This is a genomic window from Micrococcus sp. HOU01, assembly GCF_035609305.1.
Lineage (GTDB): Bacteria > Actinomycetota > Actinomycetes > Actinomycetales > Micrococcaceae > Micrococcus > Micrococcus luteus.
Window position 1 is genome coordinate 249,989 of record NZ_CP141211.1, and the last position, 26,195, is coordinate 276,183.

Annotated in this window: 26 protein-coding genes and 1 pseudogene; 20 read left to right on the plus strand and 7 right to left on the minus strand. The window is 72.4% G+C overall.

The window, feature by feature from the left end:
* Positions 1 to 30: 30 nt before the first annotated feature.
* Positions 31 to 1,173 carry a GNAT family N-acetyltransferase gene (locus tag SOY78_RS01150; protein ID WP_324701667.1) on the minus strand — a complete coding sequence of 381 codons (1,143 nt, stop codon included), beginning with the start codon at positions 1,171 to 1,173 and terminating at the stop codon, positions 31 to 33.
* A 51-nt stretch (positions 1,174 to 1,224) separates the two neighbouring features.
* Here SOY78_RS01150 and SOY78_RS01155 point away from each other — a divergent pair, with 51 nt between their 5' ends.
* The 18 genes from SOY78_RS01155 to SOY78_RS01240 all read left to right on the plus strand — a co-directional run bounded on the left by SOY78_RS01155 (position 1,225) and on the right by SOY78_RS01240 (position 15,835).
* The gene (locus SOY78_RS01155; protein ID WP_135019597.1) at positions 1,225 to 1,809 is read left to right on the plus strand and encodes a GNAT family N-acetyltransferase; all 585 of its coding nucleotides are present in this window, start codon (positions 1,225 to 1,227) and stop codon (positions 1,807 to 1,809) included.
* 164 nt (positions 1,810 to 1,973) lie between these two features.
* Positions 1,974 to 2,576 carry a helix-turn-helix domain-containing protein gene (locus SOY78_RS01160; protein ID WP_141843698.1) on the plus strand — a complete coding sequence of 201 codons (603 nt, stop codon included), beginning with the start codon at positions 1,974 to 1,976 and terminating at the stop codon, positions 2,574 to 2,576.
* Positions 2,577 to 2,936: 360 nt separating this feature from the next.
* Positions 2,937 to 3,446 (plus strand): hypothetical protein, encoded by a 510-nt coding sequence (locus SOY78_RS01165; RefSeq protein WP_135019596.1) that lies wholly within the window; start codon positions 2,937 to 2,939, stop codon positions 3,444 to 3,446.
* Positions 3,447 to 3,674: 228 nt separating this feature from the next.
* Positions 3,675 to 4,595, plus strand: a complete 921-nt coding sequence (locus SOY78_RS01170; RefSeq protein WP_236601310.1) for an Abi family protein — start codon at positions 3,675 to 3,677, stop codon at positions 4,593 to 4,595.
* An 85-nt stretch (positions 4,596 to 4,680) separates the two neighbouring features.
* Positions 4,681 to 5,037 carry a DUF6176 family protein gene (locus SOY78_RS01175; RefSeq protein ID WP_324701668.1) on the plus strand — a complete coding sequence of 119 codons (357 nt, stop codon included), beginning with the start codon at positions 4,681 to 4,683 and terminating at the stop codon, positions 5,035 to 5,037.
* 56 nt (positions 5,038 to 5,093) lie between these two features.
* The gene (locus SOY78_RS01180; RefSeq protein ID WP_324701669.1) at positions 5,094 to 5,573 is read left to right on the plus strand and encodes an RES family NAD+ phosphorylase; all 480 of its coding nucleotides are present in this window, start codon (positions 5,094 to 5,096) and stop codon (positions 5,571 to 5,573) included.
* 49 nt (positions 5,574 to 5,622) lie between these two features.
* Positions 5,623 to 5,988 (plus strand): serine/threonine protein phosphatase, encoded by a 366-nt coding sequence (locus SOY78_RS01185; RefSeq protein ID WP_088477507.1) that lies wholly within the window; start codon positions 5,623 to 5,625, stop codon positions 5,986 to 5,988.
* Between the two features lie 111 nt (positions 5,989 to 6,099).
* Positions 6,100 to 7,752, plus strand: a complete 1,653-nt coding sequence (locus SOY78_RS01190) for an RNA-binding domain-containing protein (RefSeq protein ID WP_324701670.1) — start codon at positions 6,100 to 6,102, stop codon at positions 7,750 to 7,752.
* A gap of 109 nt (positions 7,753 to 7,861) precedes the next feature.
* A complete protein-coding gene (locus SOY78_RS01195) occupies positions 7,862 to 9,079 on the plus strand; it encodes a Fic family protein (RefSeq protein ID WP_324701671.1) in 1,218 nt (405 codons plus the stop codon).
* A gap of 222 nt (positions 9,080 to 9,301) precedes the next feature.
* The gene (locus SOY78_RS01200; protein WP_324701672.1) at positions 9,302 to 9,640 is read left to right on the plus strand and encodes an alpha/beta fold hydrolase; all 339 of its coding nucleotides are present in this window, start codon (positions 9,302 to 9,304) and stop codon (positions 9,638 to 9,640) included.
* A 23-nt stretch (positions 9,641 to 9,663) separates the two neighbouring features.
* Complete coding sequence (locus SOY78_RS01205) at positions 9,664 to 10,260, plus strand: DinB family protein (RefSeq protein ID WP_324701673.1); 597 nt, start codon at positions 9,664 to 9,666, stop codon at positions 10,258 to 10,260.
* Between the two features lie 43 nt (positions 10,261 to 10,303).
* A complete protein-coding gene (locus SOY78_RS01210) occupies positions 10,304 to 11,170 on the plus strand; it encodes a hypothetical protein (RefSeq protein WP_182488582.1) in 867 nt (288 codons plus the stop codon).
* A 289-nt stretch (positions 11,171 to 11,459) separates the two neighbouring features.
* Positions 11,460 to 11,711, plus strand: a complete 252-nt coding sequence (locus tag SOY78_RS01215) for a hypothetical protein (RefSeq protein WP_324701674.1) — start codon at positions 11,460 to 11,462, stop codon at positions 11,709 to 11,711.
* A 102-nt stretch (positions 11,712 to 11,813) separates the two neighbouring features.
* The gene (locus SOY78_RS01220; RefSeq protein ID WP_052007111.1) at positions 11,814 to 12,821 is read left to right on the plus strand and encodes a GIY-YIG nuclease family protein; all 1,008 of its coding nucleotides are present in this window, start codon (positions 11,814 to 11,816) and stop codon (positions 12,819 to 12,821) included.
* Between the two features lie 268 nt (positions 12,822 to 13,089).
* Positions 13,090 to 13,797, plus strand: coding sequence for a GntR family transcriptional regulator (locus tag SOY78_RS01225; protein ID WP_036384508.1), 708 nt, complete (start codon positions 13,090 to 13,092; stop codon positions 13,795 to 13,797).
* Complete coding sequence (locus tag SOY78_RS01230) at positions 13,794 to 14,156, plus strand: CidA/LrgA family protein (protein WP_036384510.1); 363 nt, start codon at positions 13,794 to 13,796, stop codon at positions 14,154 to 14,156. The genes SOY78_RS01225 and SOY78_RS01230 overlap by 4 nt, the downstream gene beginning before the upstream one ends.
* Positions 14,153 to 14,887 (plus strand): LrgB family protein, encoded by a 735-nt coding sequence (locus tag SOY78_RS01235; RefSeq protein WP_036384512.1) that lies wholly within the window; start codon positions 14,153 to 14,155, stop codon positions 14,885 to 14,887. The genes SOY78_RS01230 and SOY78_RS01235 overlap by 4 nt, the downstream gene beginning before the upstream one ends.
* 177 nt (positions 14,888 to 15,064) lie before the next feature.
* Positions 15,065 to 15,835 carry a metal-dependent hydrolase gene (locus SOY78_RS01240; RefSeq protein WP_036384513.1) on the plus strand — a complete coding sequence of 257 codons (771 nt, stop codon included), beginning with the start codon at positions 15,065 to 15,067 and terminating at the stop codon, positions 15,833 to 15,835.
* On the opposite strand, the gene SOY78_RS01245 is transcribed toward SOY78_RS01240, so the two are convergent.
* From SOY78_RS01245 to SOY78_RS01270, 6 genes and pseudogenes are all read right to left on the minus strand, one after another.
* Positions 15,830 to 17,032 carry a Wadjet anti-phage system protein JetD domain-containing protein gene (locus tag SOY78_RS01245; protein ID WP_233263227.1) on the minus strand — a complete coding sequence of 401 codons (1,203 nt, stop codon included), beginning with the start codon at positions 17,030 to 17,032 and terminating at the stop codon, positions 15,830 to 15,832. The two genes, SOY78_RS01240 and SOY78_RS01245, sit on opposite strands and share 6 nt — an antisense overlap.
* 122 nt (positions 17,033 to 17,154) lie before the next feature.
* A complete protein-coding gene (locus SOY78_RS01250; RefSeq protein ID WP_135019549.1) occupies positions 17,155 to 20,511 on the minus strand; it encodes an ATP-binding protein in 3,357 nt (1,118 codons plus the stop codon).
* Positions 20,508 to 21,188 (minus strand): DUF4194 domain-containing protein, encoded by a 681-nt coding sequence (locus tag SOY78_RS01255; protein WP_010079828.1) that lies wholly within the window; start codon positions 21,186 to 21,188, stop codon positions 20,508 to 20,510. Before SOY78_RS01255 ends, SOY78_RS01250 begins: the two co-directional genes overlap by 4 nt.
* Positions 21,188 to 22,651, minus strand: coding sequence for a DUF3375 domain-containing protein (locus tag SOY78_RS01260; protein WP_135019550.1), 1,464 nt, complete (start codon positions 22,649 to 22,651; stop codon positions 21,188 to 21,190). The genes SOY78_RS01255 and SOY78_RS01260 overlap by 1 nt, the downstream gene beginning before the upstream one ends.
* Positions 22,652 to 22,700: 49 nt before the next feature.
* The gene (locus tag SOY78_RS01265; protein WP_036382406.1) at positions 22,701 to 23,066 is read right to left on the minus strand and encodes a GNAT family N-acetyltransferase; all 366 of its coding nucleotides are present in this window, start codon (positions 23,064 to 23,066) and stop codon (positions 22,701 to 22,703) included.
* A gap of 182 nt (positions 23,067 to 23,248) precedes the next feature.
* Positions 23,249 to 23,524, minus strand: a pseudogene (locus SOY78_RS01270) (IS481 family transposase); the annotation flags it as partial.
* Positions 23,525 to 23,711: 187 nt separating this feature from the next.
* Here SOY78_RS01270 and SOY78_RS01275 point away from each other — a divergent pair.
* Positions 23,712 to 24,539, plus strand: a complete 828-nt coding sequence (locus SOY78_RS01275) for a MerR family transcriptional regulator (RefSeq protein WP_036382410.1) — start codon at positions 23,712 to 23,714, stop codon at positions 24,537 to 24,539.
* A gap of 673 nt (positions 24,540 to 25,212) precedes the next feature.
* Complete coding sequence (locus SOY78_RS01280) at positions 25,213 to 26,187, plus strand: asparaginase (RefSeq protein WP_036382412.1); 975 nt, start codon at positions 25,213 to 25,215, stop codon at positions 26,185 to 26,187.
* The last annotated feature ends 8 nt before the right edge of the window (positions 26,188 to 26,195 follow it).

Genomic DNA, 26,195 nt, shown 5'->3' on the forward strand with positions numbered 1-26,195 from the left:
GTTCTTCCGGAGCTGACGTTGCCTTCGTCGTCATAGATGGCCCCTCACCCCCCGGTCGCTCGCGAGCATCGCGTAGACGAGGGTGTCCGTCCACTCGCCCTTGCTCCACAGGTCCTGCCGGTGGTGTGCCTCTCGACGCATCCCGAGCGTCTCGGCCAGTCGGGCGGACGCCGTGTTGCGGGCATCCATCTGTGCCACCACCCGGTGCAGGCCAGACGTCTCGAACCCCAGGTCCAGCAGCGCAGCCGCGGCCTCCCGGGCGAAGCCTTGACCGGCATGCCGCGGATCCAGTGCCCAGCCGATCTCCGCGACACCGCGCTCGCGGTCCGTCAGCCACAGGATCACGTCACCCACGGGGACGCCCGCGTGCTCCACCACCAGGGACACCGCCCCGGATGGGCCGCCGAGGTCGTCCCACGTGATCCGCTTGGCCAGCTTCGCCCGCGCGGTCGCCTCGTCCCAGGGCTCGTCCAGCAGGTGGCGCACCACCTCGGGCTGCGTGTACATCTCCTGCAACCAGCCGAGGTTGTCCTCCCGGTGCGGCCGCAGCGTCAGCCGCGCGGTGGGCAACGGCCAGTCAGGGGCGCGGCCGCCCGCAGCCGCGCCCTCCTTGCGCCCCGCCGGGGGCGGGGCGTCGACGTCGGCGGGGACCGGCGTCGTCGTGCCGGACGCCCAGTCCTGGCGCAACATTGCGTAGGCCACGGACGCGAGCGGCTCGCCGCCGTCCACGGGCCAGCCGCGCCGGTAGTGCGCCTCCTTGACCCAGCCGGCCCGGCGGAAGGTGCGCAGCATGGGGACGTTGTCCTCGCGGGTCTGGCCCTCGAAGCGGTCCACCGCAGGCATCGTCTCGAAGACGTGCCGGGTGATCGCGGTGAGGATCTGCGCGCCGAGCCCGCGCCCGCGGAACCGCTCCGCCACGCGCAGGTCGAACAAGGGGGTGGGGTCCGTGAGGTCCTCCAGGCGCACCACGCCGACGCGGCCGTGCTCGGGATGCTCGATCCAGAAGGTGCGGTGGTCCTCATCCTCCCAGGCGCCGCCATCGACGGCCTTCTCCGCCTCCGGCCGGGTGACGCGCGGGCGCGTGTGGAACGGCCACGCGTTCTCGGTGAGCAGGGCGACGAGCGCGTCCCGGTCGGCGCCTGCCGGGTCGAGTGGAGTGAAGGTGACGTCCATGGGGCCGAGAGTAGGGGAGGGGACGTCACCGCCGCCCGCTACCGTGGCCCCATGCCCACCCCTTTCGCCGACCTCGCCGCGCGCCGCGGCGTCGTCTTCCCGCTGCGCACCGAGCGCCTGACGCTCACCCCGTTCGCCGCCGACGACGCCCCTGCCGTCTTCGACTTCTGCTGCCTCCAGGAGGTCTGGACGTGGACGTCGGGGCGGGCTGGGTCCGCCGCCGAGCTTCGGGAGAGCTACCTCGCCGCCGGCGACCGACTGACGGTCCGCGCGGGCGAGGCGATCATCGGCGTGGGGAAGCTGGCCGTGCAGGACGCGTGGAGCCAGGGCGGCCCTCGCGAGGAGGCCCGCGACGCACAGGCGGAGATCGGCTGGACCATCCACCCGGCCCATGCCGGCCAGGGCTACGCCACCGAGCTCGCCGGCGCCCTGCTGAAGCTGGCCTTCACAGGCCTGGGCGTGCACCGCGTGGAGGCGGAGGCCTTCGCGGACAATGCGCCCAGCCTGCGCGTCATGGAGAAGGTCGGCCTGCGACACGAGGGCACCTTCCGGGAGGAGTCGCTGCACCTCACGCGCGGCTGGGTCGACGGCGTCACCTACGCGATGCTCGCCTCCGACTTCCTCGCGCGAGTCTGAGCTGCCTTACCCGCCCCACCCCATAAACGCCCATGTCAGAGCGGGGGCAACGCGGCGTAGCCGGTGTGCGCCGGCAGGTAGCGCCCCCTTCCGTCCCGCCGCATACCCCTGGGTGGACAACCCGATGCAGACTGTGACCGTCTCCTCCAGGAAAGGACAGGGCCATGGCACTCACCCAGCGCATCAAGGAGCTCCGCACCCGCAACGGGCTCTCCCAGGCCGCGCTTGCGGACCGGCTGCACGTCTCCCGGCAGGCAGTGACGAAGTGGGAGGCGGGACGCGGCATCCCCGACGTGGACAACCTGCGGGCGATGGCAGCCCTGTTCGGCGTCAGCGTGGACCATCTGCTGGACGGCACCGGGGACGGCGCGGCGCCCGCCGTGCTTCGGCATCCCGTGGACGTCGCCTCCCTTGAGCCGTACAAGCCGGCCGGTCGACCCCTGGGCGCGAAGAGTCACCGGGCCGTGCGCGACGCCTTCCCTGACGCGGCCATCTACCCCCTCGCGCGGATGCGGTCCAATAACCGGGTGCAGGAGTTCCTCGAGTGGGGGCTGATGCTCGCCTTCGACACCCCCTACGGACTCTTCGGTCTCAGCGACAGCCTCAGCAACCGGGACGCCTACTACCTGGTGGAGGAGAAGAACCGCCATGTGCTCGCTCGCGTCACGCCCCAGGCCGTCGAGGGCAAGGAGCTGCCGGAACCCGTCGAGGGTCGCACGTTCACCGTCGGGGCGGACCGGTTCCGTCGAACGAGCCGCCCCCTCTGACCTGGCTGGGGCCGGCGCAGTGCTCCTCCGGTCGCTGCCTCGGTTCGGGATGTGGAGGCCGAACGGATCGTGGTCCTGCGTGACTCCGAGGCGCTCGCGACCCTCGGCATCGACCTCGCCGACGCCTGGAGGAGGCCGGTGCGCACGGGCTGATCGACACCCGTCTCGCACGGCCCCCGGGCTGTGGCACCTGACCCTGTTCCGGCGGAACGAGGACGGCGCGCCCCGGGTGACGCGTGCCCCGGGCGGTGTCACTGCTGGCTCTGGAGCATCTCCTCTCTCCGTTTGCGGGGGAATCCCGCACCTGACCCGCACAGAGCCCGGCTTACAGCCGGTTTTCTGTCGAGGCAGGATGGCCCCATGACGCGCCTGCTCTCGGGGGACTCCCTCACGCTCGACCTCGCACCGGAGGACCCCGCCGACCTCCTCGCCCGCCTGCGCGCGGTTGGCGTCGAGATGAACGCGTCCGCCGAGCAGTTGATCGCCGACGCGTGGGTGCGCGTCGACGCGCCGATCCGAGTGACCGTCGTCGAGCGCACGCTCGCCGAGCTCGGCTTGCCCGACGGCGGCACCCTCCCCGAGCTGCGGCGAGCGGTTGAGGCGGCGGGCCTGCGGGAGTGCCCGCCCACCGTCGCCCCGCTGCTGCGCATGGCCACCCTGGACCAGGCGAACGCGCCGGACTCCGTGCTTCGGCACGGCCGCGCGCCCGACGGCTCCGCGCATGTGCTCAGCCCGTCCCTCGGCGACGAGCCCGGCGTGCACCGCGGCCTGTACCTGCGCGTGGTGGACCACGTCCCGAGGCTGCGCGGCTTCACGTGCGATGACCTCCATGTCTTTGGCCCCGAGGACCGCTGGATTCTGGCGCTGTGAGGGGGCGCGGCCGGGTGCCCAGACCGCTCCACCGGCCCGGCATCGGCACGGACTTCTCAGGTGCTACACTGAACCCACTACATCCCCCACGCCTCTCCACGATGCGCACTTGGGGGATTTTTCTTTGCCTGGCGCTGCTTCGTGCCGGAACGGGAGGGTGAAGTGGGACGGACCATGCGGGCACGGGGGTCGGAGACCTTCACGAAGCCCCCTCTCTCCCACGAGCGGATGCTCGAGCAGCTTGAGAGCCGGGGGCTCGTGGTTCCGGACCGGGACCGCGCTCTCCGATACCTGCGGCACCTCGGGTACTACCGGCTCTCCCCCTACACGATCCCCTTCCAGGCGGAGCGATCCACTCACACCTTCACCCCCGGTGCCGAGTTCGACGACGTCCTGGACCTGTACGTCTTCGATCGCAAGCTGCGGCTTCATTGCCTCGACGCCCTCGAGCGTGTGGAAGTCGCGGTCCGCGCAGCCCTGACCGACCACATGTCCACGACCTATGACGACGCGCACTGGTACATCGACGCCGCGCACTTCCGCGACCGACAGCGGCACGCTGACCTCCTCGACGTCGTCCGCCGTCTGGTACGGAGCCGGCTGCTGGGGTTGGCCGAGTCCGGTCATGACCGGATCCACCACCCCTCGGCGCTGGAGCACTACCTGATGACCTATCGGAAGCCGGAGCTGCCCCCGTCCTGGCTCATGGTGGAGTCCCTGACCATCGGGCAGCTGGCGGGCCTGTACCGCAACCTCGCGCGTCGCTCAGATCGTGTGGCGGTGGCGGCCAGCGTGGGGTCGACCGACACGGTGCTCACCTCGTGGCTGCAGGTCTACGTGCGCGTGCGGAACATCTGCGCCCACCACGGCCGCCTCTGGAATGTGGGCCTCGGCGTGACCCCCATGATCCCCAAGTCACCCGCCATCTCGTGGCTCTCCGGTGCCGAGGCCGTTCCCGAGGCGTCCCGCCAGCGTCTGTACCCGGTGCTCGTCTCGCTCCAGTCCCTTCTGGACACGGTCTCGCCGCGCAGCCGCTGGGCCGACCGCCTGTACGAGCTCCTGCATGACAGGCCCGAGATGAACCTCCACGGGATGGGCGTTCCGGTGGGCTGGTCCTCGGATCCGTTCTGGTCTCGTCACCTCCGATGAGCGCGGCCAGTGCGGGAGTCCTTCATCCCAGGGAGACGGCCGCGGCCCGCCGCCGTCGTCGGGAGGATCCGTAGGCTGGCGGCCCATGAGGATCGAAATGGAGAGGTTCCGCGTCCGCGCCGGCAAGGAGGAGCGTGCCCGCGAGTGGATCGCGTTCCTGCGGGAGAACCCCGAGGCGTTCCGCGAGACCGTGGAGCCCGAGCGGATGTACGTGGAGACGATCTTCTCCGAGACCGTCGGGGACGCCCTGTATCTGTGGTGGTACACCCTCCAGGGCGAGGACGGTGCCGAGCTCAGCGACTCCACCCACTGTCTCGACGAGCGCCACGCCGCCTACTGGCGCGAGTGCATCGACCCCGACGAGCCCAGCCTGCTGCTCATTCCCGAGGTGCACATGAGCCCCGAGCGGCTCGAGGATGCCATGCGGCCGCTGGGGGAGTGAGGCGGGCGCGCAGAACCCGGCTTACAGCCGGTCCGTCTCCCCGGCAGGGTGACCTCATGACCCCCTCGCCCTTCACCGCGGTCGCTGGCACGTTCTACCGCGCCGTGGAGGCTCGGTTCGTCGATAGCGCCCTTCGCGGCTCCCGCTCCGCCGGTCGGTACTCGCCGCCGGACGCACCCACGCTCTACCTCAGCTCCTCACCGGAAGGAGTGGACGCGGCCATGGTTGCTCACACGGACGCGACCACCCCGCCGCGCGAGCTGCTGACCTTCGACGTCCACGCCGAACGGATCGTGGATCTGCGCGACGCCGAGGCACTCGCGGCCCTCGGCGTCGACCTCGCCGACGCCATGGCCCCGTGGAAGCCGGCCGCGGAGGTGGGGGAGGAGCCGTCGTCGTGGGCGGTCCGCCGCCGCCTGGAGGAGGCCGGCGCGCACGGGCTGATCGACCCGTCCCGCACGGCCCCCGGGCTGTGGCACCTGACCCTGTTCCGGTGGAACGAGGACGGCACACCCCGGGTGACGCGCACGTTGTGACGCGAACGGCTCCCCTCGGACGTTCGATCCCCGCGGCTACTCTGGCCCCATGTCCGCCATCTTCGACCACCTGCGTTCCGACGACGGCGAGCACGTCGGCTACATCGAGATGGTCGGTGACCTCTTCGTGCCGCACGACCTCCTCCACCGACGCCGAGGCGAGCCCATGGAACTGCACGAGGCTGAGGCTGTCCTCGACACGATCGGCTTGCGTGCGCTCGCTGAGGACTGGCTGCTCGACCCGGCCGACGGCATCGGCGAACCCGTGCGGGTGCGCATCCAGGAGGTCACGCGCACGCAGGTGACCATCGCACCCACGGTGGACGGCGCCGTCGGGGAGGTCGCCAAGAGCATCGACCCCGCCGCGAGCATCACCCTGACCCTGCCCGCGGAGCGGCTGCGCCCGGCGGGGTGAAAGGGGGCGCGAGAGGAGCTACGGGGCGTTTCGCGCACCAAAGATGCTCAAAGTTATGGCAAGCACGAGCGAACGATGGTTCATCGCTCCATAACTATGGATACTTATGGCATGGATCTTGGACCTCTCCTCGCCGCGGGCGAGACCCTGGACGTCGAGTTCAAACGACGGCTGGGGAAGGACAACCTCTACCAGGCCGTCGTCTGCATGGCCAACGGAACCGGGGGCCTGATCCTCGTCGGTGTTGATGACGACGGCACCGTCGTCGGGGCGACGGGGGACCACGGCGGCCCTGTGGACGCAGACCTCTTGGCTGGACGCATCCAGAACGGCATCGTGCCACCGTTGAGCGTGGACGTCGAGGTGGTCCCCTGGGAGGGCAAAGACGTGGCGGTCATCACCGTCCCCCAGGCGAAGTCCTCGTTCGTCGGTACGCGCAAGGGGCTGTTCGTCAAGCGCCTCGTGGGGCCGGACGGTCGCCCCGCGTGCATGCCGATGACACCGATGGACGTCCTGCGGGCCGGGTTCGACGGGATCGGGCTGGACTATGCCCGGGCGGAAGCGCGCGGAGCAGAGTGGGCACACCTCGATCCAGGCGAGTTCGATCGGTTCCGGCGGCTCGCCGCCCAGTCCGCCGGCGACAAAGGGCTGGCGGAGCTCGCCGATGCGGAGCTGCTGCGGGCGTTGGACCTCCTCACCCCCGACGGCGGCATCAGCCTCGGCGCGATTCTTGTCTTCGGCACGTCAGAGGCCCTGCGCCGGTGGGCGCCCACCGCAGAAGTCCTCTTCCAGGACTCCCGGCCCCATGGTCTAGAGGCAAACGAAGACCTGCTGCTTCCCCTGTTGAGTGCATTCGAGGAGATCGAGGCGCGCTTGGCACTGCGGAACTCCGTCACACCCGTAGAGGTGGGTCTCGTCCGTGTGGATGTCCCCCTGTTGTCAGAGAGTGTGCGACGCGAGTCGATCGCCAATGCACTGGTACACCGCGACTACGCCGAAGTGGGGCCGATTCAGGTGACCCTCACCGGGTCCACGTTCTCCGTCGCAAGCCCTGGCGGGTTCCCCCGTGACGTCTCACCGGCCAACATCCTGAACCGCTCGGCTCCCCGCAGCCCCGCCCTGGCGAATGTGTTCAAGCGCGCCGGGCTCGTCGAGCGCAGGGGAAAGGGCGTGCAGGACATGTTCGCCTCGCAGCTCCGAGCCGGCCGTGGCGCACCGGACTACGGACGCTCCACGCAGCGGTCCGTGATCGTCGACGTCCCCTTGGGTGACGAGGACAGGGAGTTGCTGATCTTCCTTGCCCGCAGGCAGAACGAGGGCCAGCGCGCACTCACCCTGACCGAGCTGCGAATGGTCCACGGGATCAAGCACGGAGGGCCTGCGGGGGCGGCGGAGGCGTCGGAACGCCTTCGGCTGCCCGTGGCGGACGTGCGCGGAGCTGCCACCGCACTCGTCGAGGCCGGCGTCCTGGAGGCGCGTGGGAACGGCCGGGCGCAGCGGTACATGCTGACCGCGCGGTTCTATGAGCTGGCCGAAGACCGAGCCGCCTACCTGCGCCTGCGTCCGGTCGACCGAATCCAGCAGCGCCGGCTGATCGCTGACTACGTCCGCGAGTTCGGGTCCATTACCCGTAGCAAAGCCGCGGAACTGTGCCAGATCGCGCCCACGGCAGCGAGAGCGGTGCTCAAGAGCATGACGGAAGAAGGCCTCCTCGAATTGCGTGGGGAGCGGCGCGCAGCGCACTACGTGCTCCCGGGCTCGTAGCAGTGTGCCCGGCCGCGCGCGCCGAGGCGATCGCGCGGCTCAGCAGTGTCCGTGCACAATGATGGCTCTTACGCAACGATCGATCCATATCGTTGCGTAGGATGCCCGTATGGGTACGGATCGGACTACCAGTACGGCCATCGGCTCGGAGGAGCGCCCCTGGACCGCGGACCCCGACGACGCCGGCATCCTTACCCGGCGCGCTCGCGTGCGCGCCTCGGGCCCGTATCGAGCCGCGCTCCCGGCCCGCATCGCCCGACTCGGGCTCGACCTGCCCTCTGATCTGGCGACCGAGGTCGAGGAGGCGACGGCCGCCGTCGTGCGCTTCGACGCCGAGATCAGCCACGCCCTCCCGGGGCTCACCGGCGAGATCGCCCCGATCAACGCGGTGCTCCTGCGCACCGAGTCCGCGTCCTCCTCGCAGATCGAGCACATCACCGCGGGCGCGCGAGCCCTCGCCCTGGCGACTCTCGGTGAACGCACCCGCCCGAACGCAGCGCTCGTGGCGGCGAACGTGAGGGCCATGGGCGCTGCTTCCCGGCTGGCCGCCGACCTCGACGAGCCCGCCCTGCTGGCCGCCCATCGTGCCCTCATGGACGGCCAGGAGCATTCCCGCCCGGGCGCCTACCGCGATGCGCAGGGGTGGACCGGGGGCGGGGCGCCCACGCCGCACACGGCGCAGTTCGTCCCGCCCCACCCGGAGCGCCTGCGTGCCGGGATGGACGATCTCTTCGCCTACCTGCGACGCACGGATGTGCCCGCCCTCGTGCAGGCCGCCATCGCGCACGCCCAGTTCGAGACCATCCACCCGTTCGCGGACGGCAACGGCCGCACCGGGCGCGTCCTCGTGCACGCCGTGTTGCACCGGGCCGGCGCGATCACCCGAATGGGGGTGCCCCTCTCCGCGGGACTCCTCACGGACACGGCCGGATACTTCGACGCCCTCACCGCCTACCGCGACGGCGACCCCGCGCCCATCGTGCGCCGCTTCGCGCAGGCCGCCCTGGCCGCCGTCGGCAACGGCCGAGAGCTCGTCGCGGACCTGGACGAGGCCCTGACCGGCTGGCGCGAGCGGCTCACCGCCCGGCGGGACGCGGCGGTCTGGCGGGCGCTCGCGGTGATCATCGCGCAACCCGCCGTGACCGTGGACCATCTGGCCCAGGCGCTGGGTGTCTCGCGCCCGGCCGCCCAGCGGGCCGTGGACCAGCTTGTCGAGGCCGGCGCTCTGCAGGCCGTGTCCGCTCAGCGTCGGAACCGGGTGTGGCTGGCCACCGAGGTGCTCGCCTGTCTGGACGAGTTCGCCGCGCGTGCGGGCCGGCGAGGTTGACGGGGGTGGTCTACCGGGCTGACCAGCCTCAGTGCCGTATGTAGTGTCCCGGCCATCCGGGCGGGCGAACACACGAGGTGAGGCCCGCGGGATGACTCGCGGTCCGTCAGCCACAGGATCACGTCCCCACGGGCATGCCCACGTTCCCCACCACCAGAGACACCGATCCGGCAGGGCCAGCCGAGGTCGTCCTCCCGGTGTGGGCGCAGCGTCAGGCGCGCGGTGCGCAACGGCCAGTCGGGGGCGGGGCCGCCCGCAACCGCGCCCTCCCCGCGCTCCACCCGGGACGCCGACGCCGGCTGGGTGCCACGCTTCGACGTCGACGTGCTGGAGACCGCCCTGCGGCCCGTCCACGCGCGGCCCCGGTGGGAGGAATGGGGGCAGATCACCGCGCCAACCCTGCTGATCACCGGGGAGAACGGGTACGTGCCCGCCGGAGAGCTGGACGAGATGCGGCGGCGCCCGGATGTGCGGCACGTGCAGGTGCCCGGCGCGGGGCACGACGTGCACCTGGACGCGCCGGAGCGGGTGGCCGAGCTCGTGCGGGGGTTCGCGGCCTGATCGATCTGCGGCAGGATCACCCCATGGACCACAAGCAGATCCTCCACGACGGGCTGCACCGCCAGCGTGCGGCCCTCCTGCAGAAGCTCGAGGGCCTCAGCGAGCGCGACGCCCGCCTGCCGCGCACCCCCACCGGCACCAACCTGCTGGGACTGGTCAAGCACGCCGCCGTCATCGAGCTGGCGTACTTCGGCGAGACGTTCGGCCGCCCCGCCGAGGTGCAGCTGCCCTGGGCGGCGGCGGGGCAGCCGGAGGAGGACAACGTGGACATGTTCGCCGCCGAGGGTGAGTCCCTCGAGGACGTCCTCGCGTTCGCCCGCCGCTGCTTCGCCCACGCGGACGCGACCATCACGACCCTCGACGCCGACGCCCCCGGGCGGGTGGCGTGGTGGCCCGACGACAAGGCGGAGGTCACGCTCGCGCAGATCATCGCGCACGTCGCCCTGGACGAGGCCCGGCACGCCGGCCACGCGGACATCCTGCGGGAGCAGATCGACGGGCAGGCCGGCCTGCGCGCCCCGGGGAACAACCTGCCCCCGTGGGACGCCGACCGCTGGGCCGCCCACGTGGACCGTCTGACCGCCATCGCGGAGGGGAGCGGCAGGCCGGGCCGGAACTGAAGGCACATGCCTCCCGTTCCGCCGCTGGGCCTACGCTGTGGCCATGACGAGTACTCCCGCTGCCGCCGTACCCCCTGCCCTCCAGCGCTCATTCGATGCGTGGGCTGCCGCCGGCAGGCCCGCCGACGAGCCGACGCGTTGGTCCTTCGATCACTGGACGGCCCACGTGCCCGACCTGCCCGCCTGCCTCGAGCGCGAGCCGCTGACCCGCGCCGTCGTCACCGGTTACGCCTCGAAGGTGACCGCCGAGGACCGCGCCGTGCAGCGGGACGCCTTCATCGCCGCGATGGTGTGGGGATACGGACGGGTCGGCTACGGCCCCTCCCGGGTGGAGCGCATCATGGCGCAGCCCGGGTTTGAGGAGCAGCTCGCCGACGTCACCCGCATCACCCTCGAGCAGGGCGGGCCCGCGGCCTTCGAGCACATCCGGCAGCAGCGTAAGAGCGGGGTTGGCTGCCTCAAGCACCTCGGCGCGGCCTTCGGCACCAAGTACCTCTACTTCCTCACCAAGGCCCACCGGGAGTCCGACATCGCCCCCGTCCTCGACTCCGTGGTGCGCGCCTGGTTCGCCGAGCATGTGAAGGACGTCGACGTCCGGATCGGCGCCGGCTGGACCTACCCCGACAGGTACCGGACGTACGTCACGACCATGCAGGCGTGGGGTGGGGAACTCAAGATCCCGGCCGACGACGTCGAGCGGCTCATCTTCCTCCAGCAGCAGGACGCCACCCAGGAGCCCTGGCGGGAGAGCTGGAGTTCCGCCGCCGCGGACCCGGAGGCCGGCGAGCTGCTCGAGGCCCTCCGCCTCGCGCTAGCCGACCTGGGCGCCGGGGACGACGCCGAACCCCACCTGCAGGCGCTGGAGGATGTCATCGGCGACGCGGAGGACCGGGCGCCCGACGAGGCGTGAAGCCCCGCCCGCCGGAGTGTCGGCCGGCAGAGGTGGGCGTGCCGCATGCTCGACGCGGCACTGGTTGACGCGTGGCCTGGCCACGGGCTGTCCGCGGCGGTTCCCATCGACGGCTGGGCCTGCTCCCGTGGCTCGCCGGGCTCCGGCTCCTCGCTGGAGGTGCGGCTCAGCGGCGGCGGCATAGCCGAGTGCCTGGAGCAGCTCCTCTCTCCGTTTGCGGGGGAATCCCGCACCTGACCCGTACAGAACCCGGCCTACAGCCGGTTTCCCCTCCAAGCAGGATGGCCCCATGACGCGCCTGCTCTCCGGGGACTCCCTCACGCTCGACCTCGCACCGGAGGACCCCGCCGACCTCCTCGCCCGCCTGTGCGCGGTTGGCGTCGGGATGAACGTGTCCGCTGAGCAGCTGATCGGCGACGAGTCCGGTGTGCACCGCGGCCTGTACCTGCGTGTCGTGGACCACGTCCCGTGGCTGCGCGGCTTCGCATGCGACAACCTCCACGTCTTCGACCCCGAGGACCGGTGGATCCTGGCGCGGTGAGGGGTCAGCGATCCATCGCAAGGGCGCCTACCGTGTCCAGTACCCTCCGTAGGCTCGAGGCGCAGCCGGGGTAGATGTCCCGGACGAAGAGAGGACATTGGCATGACCACTAAGGTGGGGTTCATCGCGGCCGCTTCCCATGCTCTGCAGAACGGTCCCCAGCTGTTCGCACGCGTCGAGGACGGCGGTGTGGTCATCGGTGGGCGTAGCGGCGAGGTCGTGCCGGATTCGACCGGGCTATACGCGGTTGTCGCGCAGGATCCTGACGCGGCGCGAGCCGAGCTGCGATTGGACACGTCTGTCAGTCGAAGCGATGTGCTTTACATCGGCAAGGCCGAGGGCAGCCTGCGGGCCCGCCTGGAACGCAAGCATTTCGCGGACGGCGGCACCGCGCACTCCACTCTGCGCCGCACCCTGGCCGCACTCCTGGTGGATCGGCTGGACCTGGAGCCGGTCGCCGTCGCCTCCGCGGGTCGATTCACCCTCACCCCGGAGAGCGGCGAGCAGCTGACCACCTGGATGCGGCGTCACCTCGCCGTCCGCGTGTGGCAGGCACCCGCCGGGTTCGCGGAAGTGACACCGCTCGGAGACATTGAGAAGCCTGTGATCGACACGCACACCCCGCCGTTGAACCTCACCTACGGCGGCACCAGCCCCGAAGCACAGCTGCTCCGCCAGCGCATCCGGAAGGCCCGCACGGCCATGGCGGAGCAGGCGAAGCGTGGTGTGGACGTGGTGGGGGCCGATTCGTCGGCGCGCGCGACCGTCGGCGACTTGTTCCGCCGCCGCCCCCGCCAGTACGGGCTGCGGGGAAGCGTGGGTCTCTGGGAGGAGCTCGCTGAACGGCTCGACGACACCCCCATGCCCACCAGTGAGTATGAACTCGGCCGGCTCCTGCGCGATGCGCTCGATCGCTCCCTCGAGGGGGCCGAGCCTTACGAGGAGGACAAGGTCAACGTGGAGCGGTTCAACCGCGGAGGCATGAGTCAGGGCCTCGTCCATCTGCCCTGGTGGGAGGACCAGGCCATCCCCCTCCTCCTCGACCGCTGGGGAGCCTGGGCGGACACCCGGGGTCTCCTCGGCCCGGAGGACTACATCGGGAGCTGGTGACCCGACAGTGTGTGGTGCCTGCCGCCGTCCTCGATGGCCTCCTTCGCCACCGGCCGGGTGACGTGGGGCGCACAGGGAAGGGCCACGCGTTGCCGGTGAGCAGCGCAATGAGCTCCGCGCGGTCCGCGCCGGCGGGGTCGAGACGGGTGATGGCGACGGTCATGGGGCGAGGGTGGGCGCCGGCATCTTGGGCCCCTCCCCACCCGGACCTCATCCGAGTCCGACACAATGCATACATCCATGCATGCATCCGATTATTCTGGCCCGCATGTCTCCACTCTCCGACCCCTTATGGGGCAGTCGTGCCACGGCTGCCGGACGCCTGGCCCACGACGTCGCCTGGCGCATCGTCCGCGGTGAGATCGCCGCGGGGGAGATGCTCACCGAGGTCCAGCTCTCCACGGAGGCCGGCATCTCCCGGACGCCGGCCCGGGAGGCCCTCCTCCAGCTCGAGCGCTGGGGCCTGGTGCGGCTCCTCCCCAAGAAGGGCGCGGCCGTGCAGGCCCTCACGCCGCAGAGCGTGGCCGACCTCACGGCCTTGCGCGGCCTCCTCGAGTCCACCGCCCTCGCCACGGTCGCCGCGCGGCCCGACGCCGTCGGGCCCCTCGTCGCCACGCTCACCGCCAACCTGGAGCAGCAGCGCGCCGCCCTGGACGCCGGCGACCTCGCGGCGTTCTCCGCGCTGGACGTGCGCTTCCACCGGGACGTGATCGCCACCTGCGGCAACGCCGCCTTCGACGAGGTCGTGCGCACCTTCGCCCCCCGCCTGGCCCGCCTCATCCACGCCGCCACCGGCGGATCCGTCGACGCCGCCCGCCGACTGCTCGATGGGCACGCCGAGATCTGCGCTCAGCTGGCCGCCGGGCGCGCCGCGGACGCCCAGCGCGCCCTGCAGGCGCACCTCGACGCCGCGGGGAGCGGCGTCGTCCCCGGCCTGCCGTCCGTGGGCCCGTCCAAGGCAGGTGAGCCCCGATGATCGAGGGCCTGCTGATCCTGCTGCTCTGCCAGCTGGCGGGCACGCTCGTGGCCGACACGCTGCACCTGCCGATCCCCGGGGCCGTGCTGGGCATGCTCCTGCTGCTCGGCCTGCTCGCGTGGCGCCGGCCGGCCGAGGACGCGCCGGTGATGACGGCGAGCCATCACCTGCTCCAGCACCTGCCGTTGCTGTTCGTCCCGGCGGGCGTCGGCGTCGTCGCGGTGCTGGGCCTCATCCAGGAACACCGGGCGCTGATGCTGGTCGGCTTTGTGGTGCCCTGGCTGCTGGGGCTGGTGGTCACCGCCGGCGTCGCCGCCCCGCTCGCCCGCCGCCTCACGGACAAGGAGGACGCACAGTGAACGCCGCCGAACTGACCGACTCCCTTGCCGAGGCCTGGGACGCGCTCCTGCACACGCCGCTGTTCGGCATCGCGCTGACCCTCGCCGTCGCCGTGCTCGCCCGCCGCCTGTGGCTCGCCGCCCGGCAGACCGCCCTGCTCACGCCCGTGCTCGTGACGATCGTGCTGGTGGCCGCGTTCCTGGCCCTGACCGGCATCGACTACGAGACCTACATGATCGGCGGCAGCTACCTCACCTTCCTGCTCGGTCCCGCCACCGTGGCCCTCGCCGTCCCCCTGTACCGGGCCGGCCCTGACATCCGGAAGCTGCTGCTGCCGGTCGCCGTCGGGGTCACCGTCGGCTCGCTGACCGCCATGGTGAGCGCCGTGCTGATCGTGCGGCTGATGGGCGGGAACGCCGCGCTGGCCGCCACGTTCGCCCCCAAGTCCGCGACGACGCCGATCGCCATGGCGGTGGCCGACGCCGGCGGCGGGATCGTCTCCCTCGCCGCCGTGCTCCCCGTGCTCACCGGCGTGCTCGGCGCCGTGTTCGCCCCCTGGGTGCTCGACCGGCTGCGCGTGCGCGACCCCCGTGTGCGCGGCCTGGCCATCGGGGTGAGCTCCCACGGCATCGGCACCGCCCGTGCCCTCGCCGAGGGGCCGAAGACCGGCGCGTTCTCCGCCCTCGCCATGGCCTGCTCCGGTGTGCTCACCGCCCTGCTGGCCCCGCTGGTGCTGGCGATGACGGGGTGAGGGGCCGGGTGGCCGCCCCCGGCCGGGCAGCCGCCTCGACCCGCTCCAGCCGCGGCGGCGTCCTTACCGTGTCCGCCCCGCCTGCCACCCTGGTCCTCTTCCTTCCCCGCGGGCCGTCCGCCGGCCCTCGCAGGCGCAGTGACGCGGCCCGGTCCTGCGAACGAGAGGACCCCACCCATGATGGGCCCGTCCCACGCGGCCACCGGCGCCGCGGCCTGGCTGGCGCTCACGCACTGGCAGTCGCCGATCGCCGTGCTGCACCTGCCCGCCGAACTCCAGCTGCTCGGCGCCGCGACCACCGCCGGCGCGGCCATGATCAGCGACTGGGACCACCCCCGCGCCACCGTCGTCCACGCCCTGCCGCCCCTGACCGAGTGGCTGAGCCGCGGCATCCGCCACGTGGCCGGCGGGCATCGGCGCGGCACACACTCGCTGGTGGGGGTCGCGGCGTTCACCGCCATCGCGACGGCGGCCGCCTCCATCCAGGTGCCGATCGCGGGGCACGTCTACACGCCGGGGCAGGGAGTCATCGCCGCGTTCCTGGCGGCCGTGGCCGCCAAGGCCCTCCGACTGCTCCCGAACCGGGGATGGAGGGCCGCGTGGACGCTCGGCATCCTGGTCGCGGTGTCGGCGACCGTCCTCAGCGACGGGCTGTGGTGGATCCCCGCCTCCGTGGCCGTCGGCGTGAGCGTGCACATCCTCGGCGACGCCCTCACCAACAACGGGGTGGCCCTGCTCTGGCCCCTCCGGCCGGACCCGCCCTGCCGCCTCTGGTGCTGGCAGCCGGGCGGGCGGTTCCGGCTCCCCCTGCTCGGCTCCACCGGGTCCTGGCGGGAATGGGCGTTCGTCTCCGTGCTGACCGCGTTCACCGTCGTGCGCGCCGTGCACCTGGCCCCGCCCGCGGCCCGCGGGGTGGTCGGGCTGCTGGGAGCGGGGGCCCCGTCATGACGCGATCCGCCGACCGTCCGCGTCCTCGCCACCGGCGGCACGATCGCCCGCGTCGCAGAAGACGAAGTGCGCGTCCAGCGCCGAGAGCGCGTGGTCCCACCCGACCCGCTCCTGCTCGAGCCGCACGTCGCCCTCGGCACGCAGCCGCTCCAGCGCGCGCGCCTCGTCCGAGGTCAGCGTGGCCAGCGCGCCACGGAAGGGCGTGGGATCCGGGACGCACAGGTCGCGGAACGCCTCGAGGGTCCGGACGTCCATGAGCACGCTGCGCAGCTGCGGCAGGCGGGTGCGGTACCGGTGGAGGATCGCGAAGCCGTGGGAGTCCAGGTCGCCCCAGTAGTGCAGCTCCGCGCCCCGCAGCCACGGCAGCACTGTTGCCGCGGTGTCGAAGCCCCGGCCCCACACGGCGACGGCGCCCGGGGCGTCCGGCAGACACAGCAGCGTCTCGCTGTTCTCCACCACGAGCACGCGCGCGGGCGCGATCGGCCACGCGGCGGCCTGCTCCAGCGGGACCTCCAGATCACGCAGTCCCTCCGGGCGCAGGGCCGGATCGAGGATGCGGACGCGCACCGTCGGGTGGGCGTCGACGATCCCGAGACCGCCCTCCTGTGGCGCGTGCAGCGCTTCCAGCAGGGTGCGGTGCGCCCCGAACCACTTCGAGTCGACCCCGCGGATCGGCAGCTGACGCGGCCGCAGGCCCTGCACGGGCGTGGTCCGCAGCCACTCCAGCACCGCGACCACGCGCAGGAAGTCCGGCTCGCTCAGGTCGGTGAGGCGCTGCGCGTGGCGCCGCAGTGCCGCGGCGAGTGTCAGCTCGCGGGGGTCGGCGGCGGCCTCGCCGTCGTCGTCCTGTGTCTGCGGGGCTGACCCCGCCCCACCCGCAGCTGACGGGCCCGACCCGCCCCACGCCTCGGCCAGCCGCCGCATCGCTGCGACGCGCTCCGCGAAGACCCGCTGCTCCCGCGCCTCGCGCCCGCCGACCCACGCCACGAGCGCGTCCGGGGTGACCGCGTGGACGCGTACGGGCACCTGTTGCCGCCCGACGCTGCGCCAGCTGCGCTCGGCCCACTCCACCCGGATGCCCGCGGGCAGGGTGGCGGCCCGCCAGCCCCGTGCCCAGGACTGCGCGGCCTGCGGGTCGGCGAGGACAACCTGCTCCGTGGGCGGCTTGAGCGGCAGCGACCACGCGGGGGTGGGCACCTCGCCGAGGGTCCACCCGCGATGCGACCGGGCCAGGGCCCGACGCGCCAGCTCGCGCGCCGCCTCCGGAGCCACCATCGGCCAGGCCCCCGTCCCATCCCGGCCCCGTCCCGTCGCCCCGCTCACTTCTCCTCGTCCTCCCACATCACCTCGGCGATCTGGGTGAGCCGCCGCGTCGGGTTCTCCACCGTGGTGATGCCGCCGACGTAGGGGGCGATGGTCTGCAGGAGCTTCTGAGGGGTGGCGAGCACCATCTGGAAGCCGAACTCCACGAACACGTCCATGGCCATGCGCGTGTAGCGGGCGTCGGCCTTGTCGAACGCCTCATCCAAGATCACCGTCCCGTACCGCGGGCGCGGGTCCTCGGGGGCGGCCAGCTGGTAGCGCAGAGCCGCGGCGAGGCAGAAGACCACGAGCTTCTGCTGCTGCCCGCCGGACATCGCGGCGCCCGAGTCGTACGTGGCGTGGACGGCGCCGGCGTCGTCGACCTCCTGCGCGAGGAAGGTGACGTGCTCGCGCGTGTCCAGGCACTGCTGCCGCCACACCCGGTCCACGTGGTCCGAGGAGGCGAGGCGGTCCATGATCCCGGCCAGCGCGGTGTAGCGCCGCTCGGCATCGTCGAGGGAGTCGTCGGCCCACGCGTTCTCCGCCACGGCGGAGAGGTCGCGGAGGAACTGCTGCGCCGCCTCGGGACGACGCACGCGCACACGCAGGTGCAGGAACCGCCCCTCGTCGAAGGGGGAGCGCCGCAGCGCCGAGTTGATGGGGTCCACGCGGTCCTCGATCTCCCCGGGCGCGGTGCTGATGGCCCGGTGGAGCTCGCCGAAGAGCACGGAGGAGCGCTCGTGCAGGATCTGGTGGAACCGGTCCTCGTGCTCGGGCAGCCCCTGCCCCACGATGCGCTCGAGGATCGCCAGGTACGTGCCGCGGTCCTCGACGCCGGGCGAGGCGTCCGCGGCCGCCACCGCCCACTGGCGGGAGAACTGCGTGGTGAGCACGGTGCAGCGCTCCCCCGCCTGCGCACCCGCGGAACGCGCGCGTTCGGCCAGCGCGCTCACGTCCCGGCGCACGAGGTCGGCGCTCTCCGTCAGGGCGGAACGCGTGGCGGAGCGGCGCACGGCCCGGAAGCGGGCGTCGAGCTCGGCGGTGAGCTCCGCTGGGAGCGGCTCGCGGCCGGTGCTCTCCGCCTCGAGCTCTCGCGCCTCCTGGGTGAGCTCGGCTCGGCGGCGCTCGGCCTGGGCGGCGGCCAGTCGGGCCTCGTCAGCGGCCTGGCGGGCGGTCCGGAGGTCCTGCTGGGCGGCCTCGTCCCTGCGACGGGCGGCCTGCAGATCGCCGCTGGCGGCGCTGAGCTCATCCGCCTGCGCCCGGAGGTCCGCGATCCGGCGCTCCAGTGCCGCGTGGTCCACGTCCGTCCACGGGGTCTCGAGCACGCTGCGCAGAGTGGCGCGGCGCCGGCGCTCCGCATCGGCCCGCTCCTGGGCCCGCTGGACCTCGCCCTCGACGACGGCGAACGCCGCCTGGCGCGCGGCGCGCTCCTCGACCAGCACCTCCAGCTTCGCCGCCGGATCGCCGAGGACCCAACGGGAGCGGTCATCCACGCGGAACCGGTCGTCCTTCTCGTACCGCGTGGCGGAGAGCTTCACCTGGCCGGCCGCCGTCACGGCCCGCTCGTGCCGCGCGAGCTCGGCGGCCGTACTGACACACGCCAGGTCGAACCGCTCGGAGAGGCGGGCCTGGAGCCAGTCGTGGAACACGCCCTGCTTCACCGTCACCTTGTGCACGAGGGAGTCCTGACTGCTCGCGGGCCGGATGGCGGCCCGCGTCGGCCTGACCTCCTCGAACCGCAGTCGCACGCCCAGGTGGCGCCGGTCGATCCAGGTCCGGGCCGCCGAGAGCAGCCGCGTGGGGATCAGCAGGGTCAGCGAGAGCGGGGCGAGCACGCGCTCGATCGCGCCGGTCCACTCCTGATGGCGCGCGTCGACGTCGAGCAGCTCGGCCACGAAGGGCACCGCGTCCGTCCGCACGCCCAGGTGCTCCGCCAGGTCCTCCCGGACCGACGCCAGGTGCCGGGGCACGGTGCTGCCGCGGCGGCGCAGGGCCGTGATGTCCGCCTCGAGCTCGCGCACCGCCTCCCGCAGGCGGCTGAGCTCGGTCAGCTGGGCGTGGCTCGGCCCCGGGTGCTCGGGCGGCGCCTCCAGGTCCGCGGCGATGGCCGCCTGGAGCTCGCCGAACTCGACGGCGGTACTCGGCTCCGCGTCCACGTCCGCCGCGCGGAGGCGGTTCGCCAGGACGGCGCGCCGAGCCAGACGCTCCCGGTGCTGCTCCCGTGCCGCGTCGATCTGCCGTCCGAGCTCCCCGACGCGGTCCCCGCCCACGCTGGCGAGCGCGATCAGGGCGTGCTGGCGCCGCTGCTCCGCGCGCTCCTGCTCGGCGTCGGCCTCGGTGCGCGCCGCGTGAAGGCCCGCGAGCGAGGCCTGCACCTCCTCGAGCGCCCGCCGGATCTCCGCCAGGAACCTGGCCTGGTGGTAGGGGTGGATGGCGGCCTCGAGGCGGCGCAGCCTGGACTCCTCGGCGACGGCGGCCTCGTACTCCTGTGCGGCCGTGCGCACCTCGAGCAGGTGGTCCCGCTGCCGGCGCAGGTCCACGACGCGCTCGTACGCGGTGCGCAGCGCGCCGAACTCCTCGACCGCGCGGTCCGCCATGGCGAACGTCGGCGGCCGCTCCAGCATGTGGTTGCGGAACAGCTGGTCCAGCGAGTCCAGCCCCTTGGCGGACTGGGTCCGGTGCAGCAGGTGCAGCGCGGCGTCGTCGCGGATGCCGAACACCGAGCGCAGGCGCGCGTAGAACGGGCCGTGACCGCCGTTCGTGGTGACGACGGCCTGCGGCCAGCGTGCCTGCACACGGCGGGTCCTGATGCCGTCGTCGATCAGCGTCTGCAGTTCGGCCAGGTCCACGGCAGAGCGCTCGAGCAGGCACAGGTCCTTCATGTCGGCCCGGGACATCGCGGTGCCGCGCAGGAAGAACTGTCGGCACAGCGAGACGACGCCGCCCGCGCCGTCGCGATACGTGAGGACGACGCCGGCCCACGTGGCCCCGGGGCGCAGGTACGCGGAGACCACGCGGTCCTCGTCCTCGTCCTGCCGGCGGGTCCACGCGCCGCGCACGTAGGAGACCAGGCCGCGCGTGGCCGTCCGCTCCGCCCCGCCCTGCGCGGCCTGGTTGAAGCGCAGCCACTTGTCCGGGGTGAGGACGGCGGCGATCGCGTCCAGGATCGAGGACTTGCCCGAGCCCGAGGGCCCCGTGATCAGGTGCCCGCGGCGCGAGACGGGGAAGCGGTGGATGCGACCGTCCATGGTGCCCCAGTTGGCGATCTGGACCTCCTCGAGGCGCCACTGGCGGATGTCCGCTGTGTCGCGGCCGGGGAACTCGATGCCGAGGTCGAACGTGTCCTGCTCCTGCGCGGGATGAGGTGCGGTCATCGGTCGTCCTCCTGGGTCGTGACATCCGCGTCGTCGTCGTTCTGCCCCGCCGCGATCTCGCGGTACAGCTCGGTGAACGCCCGGGCCTCCTCCGGGCCGATCATCACCTTGAGCACCGGCGAGACCTCGGCGCGGTCGTCCTCCAGCTGCTGGAGGACGGAGAAGCTGTTGAGCATCTTGGTCCACGAGCTGTTCAGTCGGCGCGCCCACCCGGAGTCGTCACCCTGCTGGTACACGGCCAGCTGCTCGAAGACCTCGTCCCGGCCCACGATCACGCGGCGTTCGCCGGCCGCCGTCAGCAGGTGCTGGCGCAGGACCAGGAGCATCGCGGTGTCCAGGAACGTCATGGACTTGGAGCGCAGGGCGGCCGGCACCGCGATCTCGTCCGTCGCGACCCTGCGTGTGAACGCGAACTCGTCATGCTGGTCGATCACCACGTCGAGGAACAGGTCGTGCAGCCGCGAGCGGATGGCGGCCTCGTCGGCGATCAGGGCCTGCCACAGCTGGGGGCGACGGCGGCCGGAGAGGTACGGACCCTGGAGGAGTTCGAGCAGTGCGCGTCGTGACTGCTCTCCGAGCGTGCCGAGATCGCCCTCCCACAGCGTGGGCGCGGCGCCGGCGGTATGCGCAGCGTCCGTGGCGGGCGGAGTCGCCGCGTCGTCGGAATCCGGGGTCATCAGGGGAGCCTTTCGGTGAAGCGGTGGCGGATCACGTGCGCGGAGTGCATCCCGGCGGCGGCGGGCCAGCGGAGGAGGTCGACGGCGTCGGGGTCCACTTGGCCGTGCTGCGCGGCGAGGGAGAGGAGTCCGACGACGCTCGCCACCCCCTGCGTGGCGGGGTGCAGCTCGAGGACGTCGGCGACCGTGGCCGAGGCCGGCGCGCCGTCCTTCCCCTCGAGGGTGCGGTTCACGTTCTCGCGCAGTTCCGTGAAGTCGATCTCCGTCTCACGGGCGAGCGCACGCAGGGCGGCCATGTCCACCGTGGCCACGGCGGCGTCCTCGAGGGCAGGACCGACGTCGAACTCGCGGGGATCGTGCAGGGAGATCTCCCCGACGGAGCGCAGGGACATGCCGGTGAGGTCCAGGTCCCGCCCCGTCTGCCGGTAGGGACGCGTGGCCGGGGCGGCGTCGGCGGCGGCCCTGAGCGCCTCCCGGAGGGCCACGTGCAGACGGCGGTCCCGGTGGTACTCCTGGGAGAGGACGTAGCGGCGCAGGCCGCGGGCGAACTCCGTGAGCGTGTCCTGCACGGCGGACGAGCCGTCCTGCAGGGTGCGTGCGAGGCCACGCACCGCACGCCGCGTGGCGGGCGGCAGATCCGCGGCGAAGTCGCGCTCGAGGACGGCCCGGATGTCGGCCTGGAACGCCGCGGACATCGCGGGGTCCCGCACCATGCGGGAGAACGCGGCGAAGGTCTGGCCCTCGTCCGAGGACTCGATGAGGTCCACGCCGCGGAACACGTTCTCCAGGACGTCGCCGGGAAGCCCCTCGTCCGTGAGGATGCGACGCCGCAGCTCCTGATTGAGCTCCCCGAACCGTGCCCGGACCCGGGCGAAGTCCACGGGGAGGTCGGCCGCCTGGGTGAGCACGTCGTCGAGCCGCTCCACCGCGCGTCGCTCATCCAGCACGGTGTCCTCACCGGAGGCGATGCGCTCGATGCGCTCCGCCAGGGCCTGCTGCTCAGCCCGCAGGGCGGCCAGCCGGCGGGAGGTGTCCGGGTCGGTCTCGAGGGCCAGCTGATGGAGCGCGGTGAGGAGGGAGACGAGGCGGGACTCGGTGACGCTCGCGCGCGGTGCGAGGAGCTGCTCGACGACGCGGAGCCCCTGCCGCGCGGCCGGCGTCAGCTCGTAGACCTCCTCGCGGGCCTCGTCCGCGATGCGCCGCTCGAGCAGTCCCGCCTGCCGCCAGTCCTCGCAGTACGCCTTGGCTGTCCGCCCCGAGAGGTCCAGGTGGTCCCGCAGGGTGTCGAGCTCGGCGTCGAGGGCGTCATGCAGCTCGTGCGTGGGCAGGCTCGCGTTCGGGGCGCCCAGATGGGTGGCGAGGACGCCGGCCACGAGGGGCAGGGAGTCCATGCGCAGCATGCGCAGGGCGACGTCGTCCTGCACGAGGCGGTGGACCCGGAGCGCCTGGGCGAGAGAGGACATGGGACCAGTGTTCCAGGTGGGTGTCAGTCCAGGTTGTTCGCCGGCAGCCTCACTCCCACGGCACGGGCGTCGTCGTGCCGTTCTCCCAGTCCTGGCGGAGCATCGCATAGGCCACGGAGGCCACCGGCTCCCCACCCTCCACGGGCCAGCCCCGCCGGTAGTGGGCCTCCTTGACCCAGCCGGCCCGCTGGAAGGTGCGGAGCATCGGCGAGTTGTCCTCGCGGGTCTGGCCCTCGAACCGGTCGACGTCCGGCATCGTCTCGAACACGTGACGGGTCAGCGCGGTGAGGATCTCGACGCCGAGGCCTCGGCCGCGGAACCGCTCGGCCACGCGCAGGTCGAAGAGGGGAGTGGGGTCGGTGAGCGCCTCGCGGTCCGGGCCGGCGGGGTCCAGCAGGGTGAGGGTGGTGGTCATCACTGCATCGTAGAGGAGAGCACCCGGGACGGGGGCCAGGCGAGGGTGCCGGGGGACGTGCTGGGGGAGGGGCGCATCGCACGCCGCCACCGGTGCCGCAGCCTGGTTGGCCCTCACGGGCGGGTTCTCGCCGGCGGACGCCGGCAGGGGACGCACTCGTTGATCGGGATCGCCGCGTTCACGGCGGCGGGGCGCTCGTCCTCCAACGCTTCGGTGTAGGCCAGCCGGGTGTGCCCATCGATCGCCGAGTTCAGGGAGGTGTACCCCACCTTCGCGCCGGGTCCATGCTTGGCGGCCCGTACGGCCCGTGCGGCCTCGGTGCCCCGCCCGTGGGCGCGCGGGCCGCCCCCGTCGGGGATCTTGCCGATCTTCTTCACGTCCAGGTGCACCATGTGTCCCGGGGCCCGGGCGGTGATCTTCTGCGGTGGCTGGCGCAGCTCTTCCCCGGTGGGGGTCAGGGGTGCGTGAGCGTGGGTCACGAGCGGGCTCTGTTCTCCGTGGATGTGGTAGTTGAGGAACTTCCATCCCGCGGGACGGGGCCCGCTCGTCTCATCTCAGGCCGCTGGTCATGCCAAGAACCTCATGACCCACAACATCTAGACCCGGCCTTGACCCTTCCACCGTGTCACCCCACACGCTGTTGCCATGGTCACGCACACGAACCTCATGACGATCGGCGAGTTCAGCTCGCTCTCCCGCCTCTCCGTGCGGATGCTCCGCCACTACGACGCCCACGGCGTCCTGGTGCCGGAGCACGTCGACGCGCACAGCGGGTACCGCCGCTACGCCCCCGCCCAGCTGCGGGACGCCGCGGACATCCGGAACCTGCGCGACGTCGGCCTCGGCGTCTCGGCCATCACCGCCCTCCTCGCCGCCCGCGGCACCTCGACCTGGACCGATGCGCTCGCCCTGCAGCGGTGCACCCTGGTCGAGGAGCTGCACGCGGCCCGGGAACGGCTTTCCCTCATCGACCGCATGCTCACCCCAGGAGAGATCCCCATGACCATCCAGCTGAACCGCACCGCCGTCCCTGCCATGACCGTCGTCGCCCTGCGCGGCACCGTCCCGTCTTACTCCGACGAGGGCCGCCTGTGGGAGAGGCTCATGCCCGCCCTGCAGCAGCAAGGCATCAGGCCCGTCGGCCCGTGCGGCGTCATCGAGCACGACGACGAGTACCGCGAGGCCGACGTCGACCTGTCCGTCTATTGCCCCGTGGCGCCGGGGACTTGGGCGGAGGGCCCGCTTGTGGTGCTCCAGCTTCCCGAGCGCGACTGCCTGGTGGCGCATGTCATCGGCCCGTACACGCAGATCTCGCAGGCACACGACCTGATCGTCCAGCGCATGGAGGCCGAGGGGCTGGCTGCCCGGCAGGACGGGACCCTGGCCTCCAACGTATTCAACCGCTATCTCGTGACGCCGGACCAGGCCGCGCCTGAGGATCTCGTGACGGAGGTGTGCAGGCCGCTGGCGTGAGGCCCTGGTGACATGCACCAAGGGTCGCGGGGGAGACCCCGTGGCCCTTCGTGCTCGTCTCGCGGCTGGTTTCCCCATGGGTCGTAAGCCCAAGCCGCACGTGGGAGGGCACAGTCCATCACGGAGACATGAAGCATCGCAGCGGGCTCAGCGCCGAGACGCCCTCCGATTCTGGCGTCATATGGGGATGTTCAGTCCGCAGTCGTCACTCGAACTGACGTCTCGAACGGCTCCGCCCGAGGGGTTGCGGGTGATTGAATGGAACCCTGATCACGGTGACGATCGCCTTCCGTGGAACCACCTGGTGCCCCCTCGGCCTACGCGGACGACGCCGGCGCCGAGATGAACGCCCTCACGGGCGGAGCGCAGCTGCAGGCTTCCTCGTGGATGACGCGGGGAGTCTCATCGGGGAGTTGGACGCCGTGGCCGGGCCGATCGAGGACCAGGGAGATGCGGCACAGCCTCAACTGGACGCGTCCCGTCTACATCGCCTGACGCACACGCGTGGCAGGTGCTGGATCGCCGGGGGCGACGACGGACTTCAAGCACTGCTTGACGGCGAGCGAAGGCGCGAAATCACGGTGGTCTCACGTCGCTCGAACCCCGTTGCCGGGCCGTTGACCCACCCCTCCCGCCGCTGACAAGGTCAGACCATGACGGCAGGAGCCTCCCGATGACCCGCGTCCACGTCCTCGCCACCGGCGGCACCATCGCCTCGCGCTCCGGCGAGGGCTCCGGCGCCACGGCCGCACACGCCGCGGAGGCCCTCCTCGCGGGCATGGACACGACCGCCGACGTCGAGATCACCGGCGAGGACGTGATGACGGTCGGCAGCTACCGGCTCGGACTGCCGGAGCTGGCCACGATCGCCCGCACCGCACGTGAGCGCGCGGCGGACCCCGGCATCGACGGCGTCGTGGTCACGCACGGCACGGACACCATGGAGGAGACCGCGTTCCTCACGGACCTGCTGAACGGCACGGACACCCCCGTGGTCTTCACGGGGGCCCAGCGCGCCGCCGACCACCCGGACACCGACGGACCCCGCAACCTCCGCCAGGCCGTCCTCGCCGCTGCTCACCCGAACGCTCGCGGACTCGGCGCCCTCGTCGCCTTCGACGGCGTGCTGCTCTCGGCACGCGGCACCCGCAAGGGGCACACGATGGTCAGCCAGCCGTTCACCGGCGGCACGCTCGTGGGCGCGACGCACGGGGATGAGTTCCGCCTGCACGCTCCCCCGCATCGACCCGGCACCCTCGACCTCCCGGACTCCGGGCTGGACGGCGTCCGAGTCGACCTGATCACCGCGTACCCGGGCGCGGACCCCGCGGCCCTGCCGGCCGCCGTCGATCGCGGCGCCCACGGCATCGTGCTGGCCGGCACTGGCCTGGGCAACGCCGGGCCCGGACACGCGGAGGCGGTGGCTGACCTTGTCGCGCGAGGGGTGCCCGTCGTGCTGGCGACCCGCACCCTGGCCGGGCCCGTCCTCGGCGTCTACGGCCACGGCGGTGGCGCGGACATCCTGGCCGCCGGTGCCGTGGCGGCCGGCGAACTGACCCCGTTCCAGGCCCGCATCCTGGCCGCCGCCCTGCTGGCGCATCGGCCGGATCCCCACGAGTTTGCGGCGCGGTTCACCCGGCTGCGCTGACCCCACCC